The sequence below is a fragment of the Crossiella sp. S99.2 genome (assembly GCF_023094165.1).
GTDB lineage: Bacteria > Actinomycetota > Actinomycetes > Mycobacteriales > Pseudonocardiaceae > Crossiella.
Genome location: NZ_JALMDK010000007.1, coordinates 395,389 through 413,554, shown reverse-complemented (window position 1 = coordinate 413,554; position 18,166 = coordinate 395,389). Strand labels below are relative to the sequence as shown.

11 protein-coding genes are annotated in these 18,166 nt (G+C 69.4%); 1 reads left to right on the top strand and 10 read right to left on the bottom strand.

Annotation, left to right across the window (positions count from 1 at the left end):
* Positions 1–22 precede the first annotated feature (22 nt).
* The 10 genes from MZC64_RS28345 to MZC64_RS28300 form a co-directional block, all read right to left on the bottom strand.
* Positions 23–1,201 (bottom strand): cytochrome P450, encoded by a 1,179-nt coding sequence (locus tag MZC64_RS28345; RefSeq protein ID WP_247761708.1) that lies wholly within the window; start codon positions 1,199–1,201, stop codon positions 23–25.
* Between the two features lie 244 nt (positions 1,202–1,445).
* On the bottom strand, positions 1,446–2,609 hold the full coding sequence (locus tag MZC64_RS28340; protein WP_247761709.1) for a DegT/DnrJ/EryC1/StrS family aminotransferase: 1,164 nt from the start codon (positions 2,607–2,609) through the stop codon (positions 1,446–1,448).
* A 96-nt stretch (positions 2,610–2,705) separates the two neighbouring features.
* Entirely contained in the window at positions 2,706–3,431 is a 726-nt protein-coding gene (locus MZC64_RS28335; RefSeq protein WP_247761710.1) for a trans-aconitate 2-methyltransferase, read from the bottom strand.
* Between the two features lie 3 nt (positions 3,432–3,434).
* A complete protein-coding gene (locus tag MZC64_RS48850; RefSeq protein WP_247761711.1) occupies positions 3,435–4,715 on the bottom strand; it encodes a nucleotide disphospho-sugar-binding domain-containing protein in 1,281 nt (426 codons plus the stop codon).
* Positions 4,716–4,739: 24 nt separating this feature from the next.
* Positions 4,740–5,726, bottom strand: a complete 987-nt coding sequence (locus MZC64_RS28325) for an aldo/keto reductase (RefSeq protein ID WP_247761712.1) — start codon at positions 5,724–5,726, stop codon at positions 4,740–4,742.
* A 23-nt stretch (positions 5,727–5,749) separates the two neighbouring features.
* Positions 5,750–7,162 (bottom strand): glycosyltransferase, encoded by a 1,413-nt coding sequence (locus MZC64_RS28320; protein WP_247761713.1) that lies wholly within the window; start codon positions 7,160–7,162, stop codon positions 5,750–5,752.
* 314 nt (positions 7,163–7,476) lie between these two features.
* On the bottom strand, positions 7,477–8,916 hold the full coding sequence (locus tag MZC64_RS28315) for an NDP-hexose 2,3-dehydratase family protein (protein WP_247761714.1): 1,440 nt from the start codon (positions 8,914–8,916) through the stop codon (positions 7,477–7,479).
* A 94-nt stretch (positions 8,917–9,010) separates the two neighbouring features.
* The gene (gene asnB / locus MZC64_RS28310) at positions 9,011–10,858 is read right to left on the bottom strand and encodes an asparagine synthase (glutamine-hydrolyzing) (protein WP_247761715.1); all 1,848 of its coding nucleotides are present in this window, start codon (positions 10,856–10,858) and stop codon (positions 9,011–9,013) included.
* Between the two features lie 306 nt (positions 10,859–11,164).
* Positions 11,165–14,002, bottom strand: a complete 2,838-nt coding sequence (locus MZC64_RS28305) for an AAA family ATPase (protein WP_247761716.1) — start codon at positions 14,000–14,002, stop codon at positions 11,165–11,167.
* Positions 14,003–16,546, bottom strand: coding sequence for an AAA family ATPase (locus tag MZC64_RS28300; RefSeq protein ID WP_247797756.1), 2,544 nt, complete (start codon positions 16,544–16,546; stop codon positions 14,003–14,005).
* Between the two features lie 578 nt (positions 16,547–17,124).
* Between MZC64_RS28300 and MZC64_RS28295 the strand changes: the two genes are divergently transcribed.
* Positions 17,125–18,156 carry a GDP-mannose 4,6-dehydratase gene (locus tag MZC64_RS28295; RefSeq protein WP_247761718.1) on the top strand — a complete coding sequence of 344 codons (1,032 nt, stop codon included), beginning with the start codon at positions 17,125–17,127 and terminating at the stop codon, positions 18,154–18,156.
* Positions 18,157–18,166: the final 10 nt, after the last annotated feature.

Sequence of the window (18,166 nt, the reverse complement as noted above, 5' to 3'; positions counted from 1 at the left end):
GTGTTGTCGGGGACTCGGTGAGCTACCAGGCCACAGGCAGCGAATCGACGCTCACGGCGAACCGATCGTCGTCCGCGCCCACGCCCAGCACCTCTTGTAGCTCCGCGTCGAGTCGCAAGGTCGGAATCCGGGTGAACAAGGTGGTGAAGATGACGTCCAGCTCCATCCGCACCAGCGGAGCCCCGACGCAGTGCCACGCCCCGTGCGCGAACGTCAGGTGCTGATTGGGATTTCGCCGGAGGTCGATCCGCTCGGCGTCCGGGAACGCGCTCGGGTCGAAGTTGCCGACACCGAAGTCCGGCAACACGAGGTCGCCGCCGCGAATGGTCTCCCCGGCGATCTCGATGTCCTCCTGCGCGTAGTGCGGCAGCCAGAGACCGCCGACGTTGTTGGTGCGCAGTAGTTCCTCGATGGCGGTGGCCATCAGCTCCGGCTTGCTCATCAGTTCCTCGCGGAGGTCCGGACGAGTCAGCAGGCGCAGTGTTCCGTTCACCACGGCGGCCGAGGTGCTGCCGTGACCGGCGAAGATCAGCATGATCGCCAGCGAAGCGAGGTTCCAGTCGTCCACCCGGTCGCTGAGCGCCGAGAGGAAGTCATCGCCCGGATTTCGGCGCTTCTCCGCGGCCAGTTCGGCCAGGAAGGACAACGCCGCCATCCGGTCCTCTTCGGTGGCGTCCATGCGGTGCATGACATCGAGCAGTTCGAGCAGTTTCGTCCTGGCGTCCACGGGCACGCCGATCAGCTCGAACAGCACCAGACCTGGCACCGGCATGGCGAACTCAGCGCGCAGGTCCACCGGGTGACCCTGGCTGAGCATCCGATCGATCGCCTCATCGACCACGGCCTGCACCCGGGGCCGCAGCGTCACCATTCGCTTGCGCGAGAAGTAGGGCGCCACCAGCCCGCGGACCTCGGCGTGGACCTCCCTCGGGTCCATGTCACCGACTTCGGTCGCGGCCATTTCCAGCATGGAGTTGTCGTAAACCCGGGGCGCGTTGCGCGGATCCGGGTGCGTGCGGCCAATCCTTCTGTCCACGAGCAGCGCGCGGATTTCCTCGAACCCCAGCACCAGCCAGGCGTGATCGCCGGTGGACGTGCGAACCCGCCACAGCGGCTTCTCCGCCAGCATGGCGAGCATGACCGGGTTGTCGGTCAGTGCGGGGACACGGAGGGATTCCAGGTCAACTGGCTGCTTTGACAAGGTGAAACCTTTCTTCCCGGGGCGGTTGCTCTGGGACCGGTACACCGAGTCTCACGTAGCTGCGAAGCGGAAATCCTTAGTGTCGGGACGGAGAAGCTAGAACCCACCGGCGTGTTGGCCGTTGTCGTACCCAGTCTTGGCCGAACTGGTACGCCCAGGCTGGTCCTGGGCGTACCAGTTCGGCCAACACACCGTCCAGAACGGCCAACACGCCGTACGACAACGGCCAACACGGTGTGGGGCTTCAGGGGGTGGGGACCGGGGTTAGGGCGGCCACGCTGGCCTGCACCGAGGCCACTACCTGGGCGACGTCCTCGTCGGTGATGGACTGGTGCAGGGGTAGCAGGATGGTGGTCTCCGCGGCCAGTTCGGTGCCGGGCAGGTCGGCGTCCACCGCGCCGTAGATGGGCACCCGGTGCAGCGGCGGGTAGCGGAAAGTGGTGTACACGCCGGCCGCGAGGAGGTCGGCGGCGATGCGGTCGCGTAGCGCGGTCTCGCACTGGATCCAGTAGAAGTAGCCCGAACTGCGGTGTCCGGTGGGCAGCGGCGGCGGGGTGGTCACGCCCGGCACGTCGGCCAGCAGCCGGTCGTAGGCCGCGGCGATCTCCAGCCTGCGCCCGACGAACCCCGGCAGTTTGGCCAGCTGCACGCTGCCGATCGCGCCGGTGATGTCGTTGCCCATGATCCGGCGGCCGAACTCCTCGATCTCCAGGTCCCACCAGCGCTGGGCGCGGGCCTTGGACTTGACGAAGCCGCTGGCCGATTTGCCCAGCCCGAAGTAGGCCAGCCGCTTGGCCCTGGCCGCCACCTCGGGGTCGCGCGCGTAGAACATGCCGCCGTCGCCGGTGACCAGGATCTTCATCGCGTCGAAGCTCCACACCGCGATATCGCCGAAGGTCCCGCAGGCTCGTCCGTCCACAGTGGAGGCGACCGCGCAGGCGGCGTCCTCGATCAGGGTGATCTCCCGCTCCCGGCACAGCTTGGCGACCGCCTCGATATCGCCGGGCTGGCCGCCGAAGTGCAGGGTGAGCACCGCTTTGGTAGCCGGGGTCAGCGCCGCGGCGATGTGCTCGGCGCTGGGGTTCATCGTGGCCGGGTCCACATCGCAGAACACCGGCCGGGCCCCAGAAGCGGCGACCGCGTTGCCCGCGGCGACGAAGTGGGCCGAGGGCAGCACCACGTCGTCACCGGGACCCAGCCCGAGCAGTTCGATGGCCAGGAACAGCCCGGAGGTAGCGCTGTTGATGTGGAAGACCTGCTCAGCGGGCACGTCGAGATGCGCGGCGAACTCGGCTTCGAAGGCCGCCGCCCGCGCCCCGTAGCCGAGCCAGTTGCTCTCGAACACCTCAGCGACCGCCGCCGCCTCCTCCGCCCCAAGCGAAGGCTGGAACACATTGATCTTGGCCATCAGGCCCCTCCTACCTAGACGACGAGTTTGCCCAACTGGTACGCCCACTTTGCCCAACTTGGCGTACGACTTGGGCCAACTCGGGGCGGGGTGGGGTCAGTTCGGCGCGGTGGCGACGAACAGGCCCCGGCCGGTCGGGGGGCCCGGGTGGTACTGGACGGTCAGGCCGGCGGACTCGAAGGCGTCGGTGTACTCGCTGATGTGGAACAGCGACAGCACGTCCAGCTCGGTGAAGCTCTCCACGCCGGTGTGGTCGGCCACCGTGTAGTGGATGGTCATCCGGCTGGTGTTGCCGTCCTTGACGGTGTGCGAAACGCGGGTGATGGCCTGCTCGCTGTCCTGGTAGGCCGAGGCGGCGAAGTAGCCGGGCAGGAAGGTCTCCGGCGTCCACCACGGCTCCACGATGACCACGCCGCCGGGGTTGAGGTGCGCGGCCATCCGGCTCAGCACCGTCTTCAACTCACCCACCGAGGTCGGATACGCGATGCTGTAACACATGCAGGTGATCGCGTCGTAGCGCTTGCCGAGGTCGAACTCGCGCATGTCCGCCTCGACGATGTCCGCCGCGGGCAGCTTGGTCCTGGCCACCTCGCACATCCCGGCGGACAGCTCCACGCCGTCGGCGACCTCGAAGTGCTGGGCCATAGTGACCAGGTGGTTGCCGGTGCCGCAGGCGACATCCAGCACCGAGCTGGCGCCCGGCTTCAACGTCTTGATCCTGGTGGCCAGCATCTCGGCCTCGGCGCCCCAGTCCTTGCCGTTGCGGGTGCCGTAGACCACGTCGTAGATCGCTGCCTGGCGGTGTCCGTACTCGGTGCCCATAGGTCATCTCTCCGTGTCAGGTCGTCCGGGCGCCCCGCCGCCCTGGTGCGCGCGGACGCGCTCGGTCAGCAGTGGGATCAGCTCAGCGGGGAAAGGCAGGGTGTCCAGCTCCCGCCGGAAGCGGGCCGCGCCCGCGCGGAACTCCGGTTCGGTGAGCAGCCGGGACAGCGCGGCCTTGGCCTTCTCCGGGGTGAAGTCCTCGGCGGCGAGCACCAGCCCGTTGCCGGTGGCGGCCACTCCGCGCGCCACGTTGTGCTCACCCCAGTTGGGCACCGGGCAGAGCAGCTGCGGCACCTCGTGCACGCCCGCGGTCATCACCGAGCCCTCGCCCGCGTGGTTGATGATCACCGCGCAGGTCGGCAGGATCTGGCTCAACGGCACGTAGTCGATGATCCGCAGGTTCTCCGGCGGGTTCTCGATCGGCTTGGTCTTGTCCAGGGTGACCACCAGCTCGATGTCCAGCTCGCACAGCGTGCGCACGGTGTCCTCGAAGCTGGATCCGCTGACGTGGAACAACAATCGGCCACGCCCGGAGGTGCCGAAGGTCATCACCACCCGCGGCCGCGGCGGCGGGGTGGTCACCCAGGACTGGGCGACCGCGCCGCCGTTGTAGGGCGCCCAGCGCATGGGCAGGTAGTCGATGCCGGTGGGGATCCGCCAGCCGGCGGGCCGCTGGTCGATGCTGGACTGGCCGAGGATCTGGGTTTCGCTGAACTCCAGGCCGTAGGGCTCCAGCATCGGGGCCATCATCCAGTCCAGCGAGCCCTCGATGATCATGTCGCCGGTGGGCTCGCGGCGGGAGTAGCGCTCCCACAGCCAGCCCACATTGTCCTGGCCCCACAACAGCCGCGCGTGCGGGATGCCGGTGGCCTCGGCGGCCACCGCGGCCTGGATGCACAGCGGGTCCCACAGCACCAGATCCGGTTTCCAGTCCCGGCACAGCGCGACCAGCTCAGGCAGATCGGGCGTGTGCAAGGACAACGCGCCGACCAGGGTCAGCCACGCCTTGTGCCACGGCTCGTCCTCCTCGCCGCGGATGGCCAGATCGTTGTCCAGGTCCTCCAGGTCGTGCAGGTTCGCGTTGAACTCCAGCATGGCCTGCATGCGCTCGTTGTCGCAGGAGCCGAAGGCGATCGCGGGCAGGCCGCTCTGGCCGACCTCGTGCGCCATCGACGGATGCACCGCCACCCGCACCTCGTGGCACTGGGCCTGCAACGACCAGGCCAGCGGCACCATCGGGTAGACGTGCGCCGCAGCCGGGAAGCTGACAAAAAGTACCCGCACAGCCGAACTCCGTCCTAAGTAGACTTACCAGGCCCAGGCTTCGGGCCCGGGTCCGCCGTTGCCGACGGGCGGGAAGATCAGTTCCAGCTCTTCCAGCAACGGCGCCGGGAGTTCCAGCTCCATCGCGTTGAGCGCGCCGATCAACTGCTCGGCGGTGCGCGGTCCGATCACCGGGGCGGTCACCCCCGGCTGGTTCATCACCCAGGCCATGCCGACCTCGGCCGGGTCCAGTCCGTGGCTCTCGCACAGCTTCTCGTAGCTGGCGATCGCGTCGCCGTGCTTGGGCATGGCCACCTGTGCCCGGCCCTGCGCGGTCTTGACCGCCGAGCCCTCGGCCAGCTTGCGCAGCGCGCCGGAGAGCAGCCCGCCGTGCAGTGGCGACCAGGGCAGCACGGCCAGCCCGTACTTCTGCGCGGCCGGGATCAGCTCCAGTTCCACCGCCCTGGTGACCAGGTTGTACACGCAGCTTTCCGCGACCAGGCCGAGGAAATTCCGTTCCCTGGCACTGGCCTGGGCCTCCACCAGGTGCCAGCCGGCGAAGTTGGAGGAGCCGACGTAGCGGATTTTCCCTTGCCCCACCAGGTGTTCCATTGCCTGCCACACCTCCTCCCAGGGCGCGGACCGGTCGATGTGGTGCATGAACAGCACGTCGATCCAATCGGTGCGCAGCCGCTTGAGCGAGGCTTCGCAGGAGGCGATGATGTTGCGCGCGGACAGCCCGGAATCGTTGGGCAGGTCGGTCATCGGGTTGCCGACCTTGGTGGAGAGCACCACCTTCTCCCGGCGCAGCCCGCCGAGGGCGAAGTAGTCGCCGAGCAGTTCCTCGGTGTAGCCCTTGTGTTTCTGCCAGCCGTAGAGGTTGGCGGTGTCGAGGAAGTTGACCCCGCGCTCCAGCGCCAGGTCCAGCAGGTCCACCGCCTCCTGCTCGGTGGTGCGCACGCCGAGATTCAGCGTGCCGAAGCAGATCGGGCTGACCCGCAACGCGGTCCGCCCCAGGGTGGTGTACTCCATCGCTGGTCTCCTCGGCCGGGCGATCAGTGGGGGGACCGCAGGGCCTGCGGCGCCGGTGCCAGTTCGCCGTTGACCAGTTCCATGATCAGGTCCGCGCCGCGTTCCCGGCCACCCGCGGCCTGCTGGATCGCGGCAATGCGTTCCGCGGCCTGCCGGAAGGAGGGCTCGGTGAGCACCCTGGTCAGTTTGGCGGCGATGTCCTCGGGTTCGATCAGGTGCGGCCGGTTGACCGTCAGGCTCAGCCCGAAGGACTCACCGCGCCGGGCGATATCGTGACAGTCGGCGAACATCGGCCGCGTCACCATCGGCTTGCCGAAGTAGAGGCTCTCGTGGAACCCATTGCTGCCGGCGTGCGTGAAGAACACCTTGACACTCGGGTGCGCCAGCACATCAAACTGCGACGGCAACCAAGACTCCACCCGCAGGTTCGGCGGCAACTCAGCCGCCGGCGGCAACAACTCATGCCGCTCCTTGGGCAAGTTCCACAACACATGGTGCCGCCCATTGAGCTTCCGAGCGACCTCCACGATCCCGGCCACCTCAGCCCGATTGAGCCGCTGCAAGGTGCCCAGTCCGATGTAGACCACCGACTCGTGCGCGTCCAGCCACTCGCTCACCGGATTCGCCCCCGGCGCCTCCGGCAACGGCGGCACCATCGCCCCCGTCAACCGCAATCCCGCCGGCCGCGGGAACGGAAAGTCCACCTCAGCGACGGAGAACGCCATCACGAACTTCGACTCGGTGACCTGCCCATCCGCCCGGGTGTCCTCCCGCCGGATCCCCGCCTCCTGCTGAAGCTTCACGTACTCCGTCAGATGCGGCCGCATCTTCTTGCCCATGTACATCGCCAACGTCCGCAACCCAAACAGCATGTTCTTCAGCTTCTGCACCGGGTTCATCGGGAACGGCAACCCGGTGTTGGGCCGCGGGAAGTGCTTCGGCAGGTGCGACTTCGCCATCAACGGCACCCACGAGGCGTAGGAGTGACTGGGCAGGAACGGCAACGTGGCCACAAACGGGATCTTGCGCGCGATGGCAAGAGCATGCGCGAACCCACTCGCACTCTCGATCACCATCAACGCGGGCTTCAGCTCATCCACCGCAGCGGTGAGCCGCCGATACTCCTCAGCCATCAACTTCGGCTGCATGACCATCTGCAACGATTCCCGGTGCGAGACGAACTTCGACCGGCTGGCGAACCGCGCGTACGCCGCATCGTCCATTGTGGACAGCGACAGCTCCGGCGGCCCCGCCCCGAGCGAGACGAACTTCAGCCCCCGCTCCTCGATCTGCGCCCGCCGCGACTCGTCCGTGGCGTACCAGACCTCCGGCACCCCCCGGTCGACCAGCTCACCGGCGAGCACCAGCATCGGATTGAGCAGCCCACTCTCCGGCCTGCTCACAAACAGGATCGGCCGCCGGTCGCCCACACTCATCCCCAGCACCTTCCGGAAGACAACACAACTACCTTTCTCACACACCCACCCCCGGGTTTTCCCGAGTCTTCCCCACCCTCATCCGCCGTGTCGGCCGTTCTCGTACGGCGTGTTGGCCGTTCTTGTACGCCGAGTTGGCCCAACTCGTACGCCCCGTTGGCCCAACTCGTACGCCCGGTTGGGCAAACTCGTCCGCCCCGCCGAGTTGGGCAAACTCGCACGCCCACTTGGCCCAAGTTGGCGTCCCACTTGGGCCAACTCGCCGTCCACTTCGGCCAACACGACGTCCACTTCGGCCAACTCGGCGGGTGGGGTTAGCGGAGGCCGCGGAGGCAGGCGAAGAGGCTGCGGGCCTCGACGTTGACGTAGCGGCTGTGCTGGAGCAGGCCGTTGATCTGGTGCAGGGTCAGCCAGCGGTAGTCCGGCAGCTCCTCGCCGCCGAAGTCCGGCGGCACCTCCACGATCACGTACCGGTTGCGCGCGTGGTAGAACCGCCCGCCCTCCTCCGACAGCACCGTGTCGAAGAGCACCCGCCGCGGATCCGCCTTCAGCACATAGTCCAGGAACGGCGGCTGCGCGTGTTCCATCCCTAGTTTCGTGTACGTGTCCGGGCTGCACTGCACGGTGGACGCCAGCTCCACCACATCCAGGTACCCGGGTTCGACCCGCGCGTTCACCAGCGCGTGCAACACCCCGTCCACGTTCTTCACCAGCAGCGCCACCATCCCCAGCCCATGCGGCTGGATCAGCGGCTGCGTCCACCCGGACACCTCGCGGCTGTTCGTCTTGACCCGCACCGCCACCACGCTGAAGTACGCGCCGCTCTCATGCTGGATCTCGTGACTCGTCCGCCGCCAGTGCTCCACCGAACGCAACGGGACCAGCTCAGTGCTCAACTGGGTGTCGGAATGCCGCGAGGTGATCCAGCTCAGCACCTCCGCGGGCGAGAACATGCTGCCCGCATAAGGATCGCAGGAGCGAGCGATCGCCTCGGCCAGTCCGTCGCCGACCGTGTCGTTGCCGCCCTCGAAGCCGGAAGGCATGCAGGACAACACAGTCCGCGCGTCCATGTTCACGAAGTCGTCCACCGCGAGCAGCTGGTTGAGCTGGCCCAGGGTGACCCAGGCGAAGTCGTCGAGCACCTCGACGTCCTCGTCCACCTCCACGATCATGTTCCGGTTCCGCTTGCGGTAGAACCACGATCCCTGCTCAGACTGCAGCACATCGGCCAGCACGCGGTGCCGGGCGAAGTCGCGGAAGTAGTCCAGGTACGGCACCGACGCGCCGCCGTGTGCCTTGGTGTAGTTGCTTCTGGTGGCCTGCACGGTCGGGGACAGCTGCACGCCGTTGACGTTGCCCGGCTCGGCCTTGGCCTGCATCAGGCAGTGCAGCACCCCGTCGATCTCCTTGACCAGGATGCCCAGGATGCCGATCTCGGGCTGGTTGATGATCGGCTGGGTCCAGGTCGGGATCGGGCCGGAATTGGTCTCCACCTTCAGCCCGCACACGCTGAAGAACCGGCCGGTGTCGTGCCCCAGGTCGCCGGTGTCGGGGTTGAAGGCCCAGCGGTCCAGCTCGTCGAAGGCGATCAGTTCGGCCTCGTGGGTCTGCACCAGTCCACGCTCGAACACCCAGTCACGCACATCGGCCGGGGAGGAGGCGGTGCCCGCCACCTCACCGGCCGAGCGCGCCAGCCGATGGCGCAGGATCTGGTCTGGCTTGCGGAGTGCCGGGGTCCCGGTTCCACTGCTCATAACGGCTCCTCGCGCCATCGGCTGCTTCCCTACTGCCGTTGGTACACGTGCGGGTGTAGGGACTTCCCCAGAGTTCCCCGCACGAGCCCGGTGATCAGCTCAGATCAAGCCGCGGCCGGTAGATGTCCAGCCAGGTGGCGACGTCGATGGCGCGGTCGAGGTTCTCCCGCACCACCTCCGGCATGCCCACCGGATCCAGCGCCACCGTCTCCTCCAGCCACTTCCGGTTCATGATCGAGAACACCGGGTGGTTGTCGGCGGCGAGGAACTCCTTGGCCATCCGCTGCAACTCCGCGGCGTAGCGCGGGTCCTGGGTGGCCGGGTACGGGCTCTTGACCCGCTCGGCCACGCTGGCGGGCAGCAGCGGGCCGGTGGCCGCGCGCAGCAGGCTCTTCTCCCGGCCGTCGAAGGTCATCATCTCCCACGGCACGTTGTAGACGTACTCGACCAGCCGGTGGTCGCAGAAGGGCACCCGCACCTCCAGCCCGGTCGCCATGCTGATCCGGTCCTTGCGGTCCAGCAGCAGCGGCAGGAACCGGGTCAGGTGCAGGTACTTGAGCACCCGGGTGGCGTGCTCCTCGTCGGACTCGCCGTCGAGCCGGTCCACCTCGGCGACCGCGACCTGGTACTGGTCCTGGATGTAGGTCTCCATGTCCAGCGCCGCGGAGAGATCGTCGTTGAGGACCTCGTCGACCTCGGCCTCCTCCAGCATCTCCACCAGCGGCACCATCCACGGGAAGATCTCGGCCTCGCGGATGGCGGGCACGTGGAACCACGGGTAGCCGGCGAAGACCTCGTCCGCGCCCTCACCGGAGAGCGCGACCGTGGAGCGTTCCTTGATCGCCTTGAACAGCAGGTACAGCGAGACGTCCACATCGGCGATGCCGATCGGGAAACCGCGGGCGGCCACCACCGAGGAGCGGGTCTCCGGGTCGAGCATGGCGTCCGGGGACAGCACGATGGCCTGGTGCTCGGCGTTGACGTGCTCGGCCACCGCCTGGGCATAGGGCGCGTCCGGGGTGCCGCGCATGGTGTCGGCCTGGAAGTTCTCGGTCAGCCCGGTGAAGTCCACGGTGAAGCTGCGGGCCCGCTCGCCCTGCCCGGCCAGCTCACGCGCGGCCACCGCGGTCAGCGAGCTGGAGTCCAGGCCGCCGGAGAGCAGCACGCACCGCGGCACGTCGGCGACCAGCTGGTCCCTGGTGATCTCGCTGATCAGGTCGTGGATCTCGGCGATGGTGGTCTCGAGGTCGGCGGTGTGCTCGCGCGGGGTGAGCCGCCAGTAGATCCGGTCCCGCTGCCCGTCCCGGTCGAACTCGACCAGCCCGCCCGGCCGGACCTCGTGCATGCCGGTCCACACGCCGTGCCCCGGTGTCTTGCAGGCGCCGAACATCTCCCGCAGGCCCACCAGGTTGAGCACCGCCTCGGCCTCGGGGTGGGCCAGGATCGCCCTGGGCTCGGAGCCGAAGAGCACCCCGTCCTCGGTCGGGTAGAAGTACAGCGGCTTGATGCCCAGCCGGTCGCGGAACAGGACCAGCTTGTCCACCCGGCCGTCCCAGATCGCGAAGGCGTACATGCCGTGCAGCTTCTCGGCGAAGTCGGCGCCCCACTCCAGGTAGCCGCGCAGCACCACCTCGGTGTCGCTGGTGGTGCCGAACTCGTGGCCGAGCGCGCGTAACTCCTCGCGCAGCACGGCGAAGTTGTAGACCTCGCCGCTGTAGGTCAGCGCGATCTCGCCCTCGGGGGTGTCCAGGGTCATCGGCTGCACGCCGCCGGCCAGGTCGATGATCGCCAGCCTGCGATGGCCGAGGGCGATGTGCTCGCGCACCCACACGCCACCGTCATCGGGTCCGCGACACCACATCGTGTCGGTCATCGCGTCCAGGACCGCCCGGTCCTGATTCAGGTCACGGTTGAACGCGAGCCAACCGGTAATTCCGCACATGTGGGGGCCTCCACCACGCTCGAAATCAAGAAAACCATTCAGTTGAAATGGCATCGGCGGTGATTCCGGTTAGGACGGCGGGCCCACACCGGCACAACACCGCTCAATGAGCATCCGGGCGGCGTTCCGGCAGCTCAGAGAGCGCTCACAGCACAGCCCCAACCGGATGCTGGCGGCTGCATCAGCTGCGTTGTTACCCGGACCGAGGTAGGGACTTCACCAGTGTTGGCGTAGTGGTTCTGACCGGAGGAACTGCGTGCCGCGCAAGGCATCCGCCCGGCCGGTGGGTCGGCAGGGCGGTGCGGATCAGACTGATCGACTGCCGGAAACCGCGGCGGGCGGGCGCAGCGCCTCGGCCAGCTGGACCCGGCGCTCGATGCCCAGTTTGCGGTATGAGCTGGTCAAATGCTTCTCCACGGCCCGCCTGCTGATCTCCAGCCGACCGGCGATCTCGTGGTTGCCCAGACCCCGCGCGGCCAGCTCGGCCACGGTGGCCTCGGTGGGGGTCAACCGGGTGGCCGGGGCCGGAACCGACGGGCTGTCAAGGGAAACGGCACTCTGGCCGGTACTCGCCATCATGCCCTCCTCGGCCCCGCCGCGGCCCTCCATCAACTGCTCGGCGAGCTGCCCGGCCTGCGCCAGCACCCGCTCCCCCTCGGCGGGCGAGATTTTCTGAAGGCGCTTTCCCAGCCGCTTCAGCGTCCAGGCCAATTCCGTCTTGTTGCCCGCCTGCCGGAACAATTCCACGGCCTGCCGGAGGTGTTCGAGACCGCGGGCGCCGGGGGTGATGATGCCGAGCAGGTAGCTGCCGCGGGCAATTCCGTTGGGCGATCCCCAGGCCAGTGCCCGGCGCTGGTGTTCCTCGGCCAGCGCGACGGCCTCGGCCTGCTGGCCGACCCGGTGGTGCAGCGCGGCGGCCATGCACTGCCAGGGCAGCACGGCCTGGTTGCGCCAGCCCGCCCGGTCGAGGAGGTTGCCGCCGTCGAGGATCTGGGCCAGCGCGGCCTCGTGGTCCCCGGCGGCTTCGGCCAGCAGCGCGCGCATGGTGCGGCGCAGCGCGTACATCCGCAGGTCGGTCTCGGAGCCGGTGATCTCCAGCGCCCGCCGGGCCAGGTCCACATCGCGGGCCACCATGGCCACCGCGCCCAGCGCCAGCGCGGAGGAGACGATCATCTCCTGGGTGTCCCCGCCGACCAGGTCCACCGCGTGCAGCGCGGCTTCCTTGGCCCTGGCCACCTGGCCGCGGCCGAGCAGGGTCATGCTGCACTGGGCCTGCACCAGGGACTGGAAGGCGGCAGGCGAGGGCTGGCGGGCGTGCGCGAGCACCGCGTCCAGCCAGGAGGCGGCGGCATCGCCCTGGTCGGCGGCCAGCAGCACCGCGGGCAGGATCTGCATGAAGGAGCCGATCTGCACCGAGTTGGCGGGCACCCTGGCCACGATCTGGCGGGCCATCCTGGCCACCTCGGTGCTGGGCACCTCCCCGGTCAGCGTGACCGCCTCCAGCAGCACCACCCGCAGTTCCTGTTCGGCGGGGCAGGCGCGACCGGCGTCGAAACCCAGTTCGCGCAACCGTTCCCCCGCGGTGGCCACCAGTGTGCGGTCGGGCATGCCTGCCTGCCGCCAGCGGGCTTCCAGCCGCAGCGCGATGTCCAGGTCGTGCCCGCTGAGCCCGTCGGTCGGGCCGATCTTGTCCCGGACGTCCTTGAGCAGCGCGGCCAGCTGCGGGTCGTAGCCGGAGACCCGCAGCGGCATCCAGGACAGCGCCTCGGCCCGGCTGCGGTGATCCGGTAGCAGCCGGGCGGCCTGCACCAGATGCTGTTTGGCCGCGGCGGGCCAGGCGTCGAGTTCGGTGGCGGCCAGTTCGACCAGCAGTTCAGCCCGGCGGCCGTCCTCGGGCGGGGAGTCCAGCAGCGCGCGCCGGAAGTAGCGCACCGCGATCTCCGGGGCGCCGCGTCTGCGCGCGGAGACCGCGGCGGCCTTGAGCAGGTCCAGGCCGCGCCGGTCGTGCATGCCGTCGACCTGCACCAGCTGGGCGGCGACCTCCTCCGGTCCGGCCCCGCATTCGGCCAGGTGCTCGGCCGCGGCGCGGTGCAGCCGGGAACTCTCCGCGGAGCCGATGAACTCCGAGACCACCTTGGTCAGCGCCGCGGTGGGCACCACCCGGCCGTCGATCTCGTCCAGCGCGCCGCCGACCCGGCGCAGCACGCTTTTGGCGGTGCGGCATTCGGCCGGGGTCAGTTCGCTGAGCCGGGCCAGCAGCAGCTCGGTGGCCTGTTCGGCCAGGATCACGGTGGCGGTGGCGAAGGCGGAGACCACCCGGTCCCGGCGCAGCAACGCCCGCAACTGCTCCCGCCGCAACGCCCCGGCCAGTTCGCGCACCCGGGGCACCTCGGTGAACTGCCCGCGCAGCCGCTGGTGCACGGCCCGGTCCAGCAGGGCCAGCAACGCCTTGGGCGAACCACCGGTGACCTCGTGGCAGACCTCGGCGAAGGCCGGATCGTTGTCCGGGCCGAACCGTTGTGCCACCAGGTCCGCGGTGGTGCCGGGGGTGAAGGCCGCCGCTTCCAGGCGGTAACCGGTGACGTCCAGGATCTCCTGGATCAGCAGCGCGCGTTCGCTCACCGCGTCCGGGGTGGTCACCGCGATCAGCAGCCGGGCGCCGTGCAGCCGGGAGGCCAGGAAGGCCAGCGCGCGCAGCGAGGCCTCGTCCACCCAGTGCAGGTCGTCGATCACGACCACCACGGTCTGGGTGGCGCTGAGCCGTTTGAGGGTGGCGTGCAGGCCGTGCACGAAACAGCCGAGCGAACCGGGTCCGAACTCGCTGGTCTGGTCCAGGCCGCCGCCTTCCAGGATCGCGGCCAGCATGCCGCGCGGGGTGTCCCGCGCCTCGATCCCGCCGTAGACCAGCGGGGTGACCAGCTGCCGGACCACGCCGATGGGCAGGTCCCGTTCGGACTCCGCACCGCTGGCCCGCAGCACCAGCGCGCCCTCGGCCGCGGCCAGCTCGACCAGTGCCCTGGCCAGTGCGGTCCGCCCGGCGCCTGCCGGGCCGCCGATGTGCAGCAGCGCGCCGCGCCCGGAGGCCACCTCGCGCACTGCCTCGCGCATCTGCCGGAGTTCGGGGCCGCGCTCCCGCAACGTCATTCAGCACCCGCCCGCGGTCGGTCCCACCCTGGCGAGCAGTTCGTCCCGCCCGCGCACACCGAGCTTGCGGTAGACCTTGGTCAGCCGCAGCTCGATCGTTCGCCTGGTGACGCCGAGGCGCGCCGCGGCCTCGCCGTTGGCCGCGCCACCGACCACCAGGCCGACCACCTCGCGTTCCACCGGGGTCAGCGCGGCGAGCAGGTCCAGCGGCAGCCCGATCGGCACCGACACGGCCACCGGCTCGGTCCGGCGCGGCGGCGGCTGGTCCGGCAGGTCGGGGATTTCCACGCCGATGGCCCGGAATCCGGCCAGCGAACGCTCCTCCGGGATGTCCAGTGCTTCCCCGCAGCCCCACCGCTCCAGCACCGCGTCCTCCTCGGCCCGCAGCGCCATCGCGCGCTCGGTGTCGCCGAGCAGCTGGTGGGCCAGGGAGGCGCCGAAACGCCAGGGCAGCAGCACCGGGTTGCGCCAGCCGCGGCTGAGCAGCACCCGCCCGCATTCCTCGAAGAGCACCAGGGCCCGCTCGGGCTGCCCGGCGACCAGGCGGACCTCGGCGCGGGCGTAGAGCAGCAGGCTCCAGCCCACGCCCCGGTCGGCCAGCTGCGCGTCCGGCCGCCCGGCCAGTTTCCGCGCCTCGTCCAGGCGCCCGCCGCGGATCAGCGCCATGATCTCGGCCGAGGCGACCCGGGAGGCCAGCGCCGGATGCCAGGAGGGCAGCGGCAGTTCGCGTTTGGCCGCCTCGATCACCGCGAGGGCCTGTTCGGGGTCGCCGCGGCGCAGGATGATGCCGGACTGGCCGAGCATGGCCTGGGCCGCCGCCGCCCGCGCACCCCGCCTGCGGGCGTCGTGGGCGAGGGTCTCGTAGCCCGCGGCGGACTCCTCCACCGCGTCGGCGCACAGCAGTGCCCGCGCGGCGGCGAAGCGGCACATCAGCGGCGCGCCGTCGCCCTCGGCCAGCACCAGCCGGGCCAGTTCGAGGACCCGCGGCCGGTCCTCGGCCCTGGTGGCCAGCTGCCAGGCCAGCACCGCGGCCTCGGCCGCGTCCACCGGGGTGCGGGCGGGCGAGGGCAGCACGGTGGCCGGGGTCTCCAGGTCCGGGCCTGCCTCGTCCTGGGCCAGCCAGCCGAGTGCGCCCAGCGGGGAGAGTTCGGTGGCGGTGCGGGTGCGCGCGGACTCGCGGTAGGCGTCGGAGACCAGTCGCCGGGTGGTTTCCGCGTCGCCGCGGGAAAGCAGCAGGTCGGCGGCCTCGACCACCGAGTCCCCGGAGTCGGCGCCGTTGTGCAGCACCAGGACCTCGCGCAGCCTGCCGTCACTGGCCTCGGGCTGGTCCACCACTTCCAGGCAGGCCAGCCGGATGAGCAGCCGGGAGCGCACCAGGTCGGTCATCGGCTCGCGCAGGGCCCGGCGCAACGCGGTGATCGCCGCGTCCCGCTTGCCCTCACGCAGCAGACAGGTGGCCGCGGCGGCGAAGACCTCGCCGGCCCACTGCTGCCCGGCGACCGGCACGCCACCGAGCAACTCGGCGACTGTGAGCGCTCCCATTTCGAGTACACGACCAAGTTCGGCCGCCCGCATGCTCAGCGCGGCCCGGTCCGCGGCGTCCCGGCCGGCGAAGGCGTCCACCGCGAAGCCGGGGCAGGCCAGCCGGGGTGCGGTGCTGCCGACCACCAGCCCGGCCTCGGCCAGCGCGCCGAGCGCGGCCAGCTCGCCGGCCCGCTCCAGCGCGGTGACCATGGCCAGGCCGAACCGCCCGCCACCGGCGGCCATGGTGCGCAGCAACGCGGCCGCCTCCAGGGGTAGCGTGCGCACCACCCTGGCGACCCGCTCGGTCCAGTCCGCCCGCGCGACCTCGTACACCTCGGTCAGCTTCGCCGGAATCAGTGGCAGATCAGCGGAGTTGAAGTGCCGGGCCACCGCGGCGAGCACCGCGGGCCTGCCCATGGATGCCTGGGTGGCCGCCCTGGCCACCTCTTCCTCCACCGGCCTGCCGGTCAGCTCCGCCAGCAGCTCCTGGGCTTCCGGCACGGCCAGCGCGCGCAACCGCAGCTGGGTGGGCACGCCGGCGGGGGTGGCCGAGCAGTCCGCGCCCACCACCCGCACCAGCGGGCCGTGCGCGGAGCCCAGCAGCATGATCGGGTGCTCGCGCACCTGCTGGGCCATCTCGGCGAACCAGCGCAACGACCAGCGGTCGGCCCAGTGCAGGTCGTCCACGGCGATCAGCAGTGGCCGCCGGGCCGCCAGCGCGGTGAACTCCCGGCACAGCAACGCGTTGAGGTCGGTCGGATTGGGCGCCTGCTCGCAGGAGACCGCCAGGTCCGCGATCCGTCCCGGGGGGAGCAGATCGGAGAGCAGCCGGGTCACCACCGAGTACGGAATGGCCGATTCGGAGGGGGCGCACGGCGCGAAGGACACGCCGAGGCCCAGCGACTGCGCCCGCGACACGGTGTGCCGCAACACGAACGACCGGCCCGAACCTACCGGGCCGCTGACACCCACGATCTGGGACTGACCCTCACCCAACCCCTCGACCAACTCATCCAGCACACCGACTACCGATGTGTCACGTGCTGACTCGTCCCCGACGACGAGGTGGACAAGGCTCATGACGACCCCTATCCGGGTTCTCCAACCGACAGAAGGCAAGCCCCACCCAGCTCCAGCCACAATTCGTGACCAGCGGCCGACACATCCGCATCCCTTGAACCCGCTGCCCTTACTACGGTTTGGAGTTCGCACTCTCCATCACTGCTCACGGCCAGCAAAGCCCCATATCAAGTATGTTGAAGGGGTTCCTGGGGTTCTGCACAAAATTTGAGCTTAACTTGATCCTGATGACTGGTCGTTTCACGGTCGGCATGCCCGTGTAACCCACTCGAGAACTGAGTTACTGGCCAGTTCTCGCCATCCCCAGGACCATCTTCCCCCGCGACGCACAGCCCGGTGACAACCCGACGCCGGGCTGTGCGTCGCCCAGCGGGAACTGCTCGTTCAAGATCGACAACACCCCATCATCTAGACGTTTCCTTGTGCTGAGCCGGTTTCACTGGGGCGAAGAGCGGGTGAGTCATCCTGTAGTTGGTCCACTCGCGACACCGCACTTGCACCGGCATCAAGGAGACCATGTGCGTAGGCGAGCGCTGATCACTGGAATCACGGGACAGGATGGCTCCTACCTGGCCGAACACCTGCTTGAGCAGGGGTACCAGGTCTGGGGGCTCATCCGCGGGCAAGCCAACCCACGCAAGTCGCGGGTGAGCAGGCTGGTCAAGGATCTGTCCTTTGTGGACGGAGACCTGCTGGATCAGGGCAGTCTGATCTCGGCGGTGGACCTGGTCCAGCCGGACGAGGTCTACAACCTGGGCGCGATCTCCTTCGTGCCGCTGTCCTGGCAGCAGGCGGAACTGACCACCGAGGTCAACGGCATGGGCGTGCTGCGCATGCTGGAGGCCATCCGGCTGGTCTGCGGCCTGGACAAGTCGCGGGCCGGCGGCAACGACACGATCCGCTTCTACCAGGCATCCTCCTCGGAGATGTTCGGCATGGTGGCCGAGACCCCGCAGCGGGAGACCACCATCTTCCACCCGCGCAGCCCCTACGGCGTGGCCAAGACCTACGGCCACTTCATCACCAAGAACTACCGCGAGTCCTTCGGCATGTACGGGGTCTCCGGCATCCTGTTCAACCACGAGTCCCCGCGCCGCGGCGCCGAGTTCGTGACCCGCAAGATCTCCCTCGCGGTCGCCCAGATCAAGCTGGGCCTGCAGAAGGAACTGCGCCTGGGCAACCTGGACGCGGTGCGCGACTGGGGCTTCGCCGGGGACTACGTGCGGGCCATGCACCTGATGCTGCAGCAGGAGGAGCCCACCGACTACGTCATCGGCACCGGCCGGATGCACTCGGTGCGCGATGCCGTGCGGATCGCCTTCGAGGCCGTGGATCTGGACTGGCGGGACTACGTGGTGATCGACCCGGAGCTGGTGCGCCCGGCCGAGGTCGAGACGCTGTGCGCGGACGCGAGCCGGGCCAAGCTGGAGCTGGGCTGGACGCCGAACGTGGACTTCACCGAGCTGATGAACATGATGGTGGAGTCGGACCTGCGCGAGGTCACCCGCACCAACCAGATCGAGGAACTGCTGCCCGCGGGCGGCTGGTAGGCGCTACCCA

Bases quoted from the DNA above. Each gene is read 5' to 3' on its own strand.
- MZC64_RS28305 (WP_247761716.1), bottom strand. From the start codon at position 14,002: ATGACGTTGCGGGAGCGCGGCCCCGAACTCCGGCAGATGCGCGAGGCA.
- MZC64_RS28325 (WP_247761712.1), bottom strand. From the start codon at position 5,726: ATGGAGTACACCACCCTGGGGCGGACCGCGTTGCGGGTCAGCCCGATC.
- asnB (WP_247761715.1), bottom strand. From the start codon at position 10,858: ATGTGCGGAATTACCGGTTGGCTCGCGTTCAACCGTGACCTGAATCAG.
- MZC64_RS28340 (WP_247761709.1), bottom strand. From the start codon at position 2,609: ATGGCCAAGATCAATGTGTTCCAGCCTTCGCTTGGGGCGGAGGAGGCG.
- MZC64_RS28335 (WP_247761710.1), bottom strand. From the start codon at position 3,431: ATGGGCACCGAGTACGGACACCGCCAGGCAGCGATCTACGACGTGGTC.
- MZC64_RS28315 (WP_247761714.1), bottom strand. From the start codon at position 8,916: ATGAGCAGTGGAACCGGGACCCCGGCACTCCGCAAGCCAGACCAGATC.
- MZC64_RS28320 (WP_247761713.1), bottom strand. From the start codon at position 7,162: ATGAGTGTGGGCGACCGGCGGCCGATCCTGTTTGTGAGCAGGCCGGAG.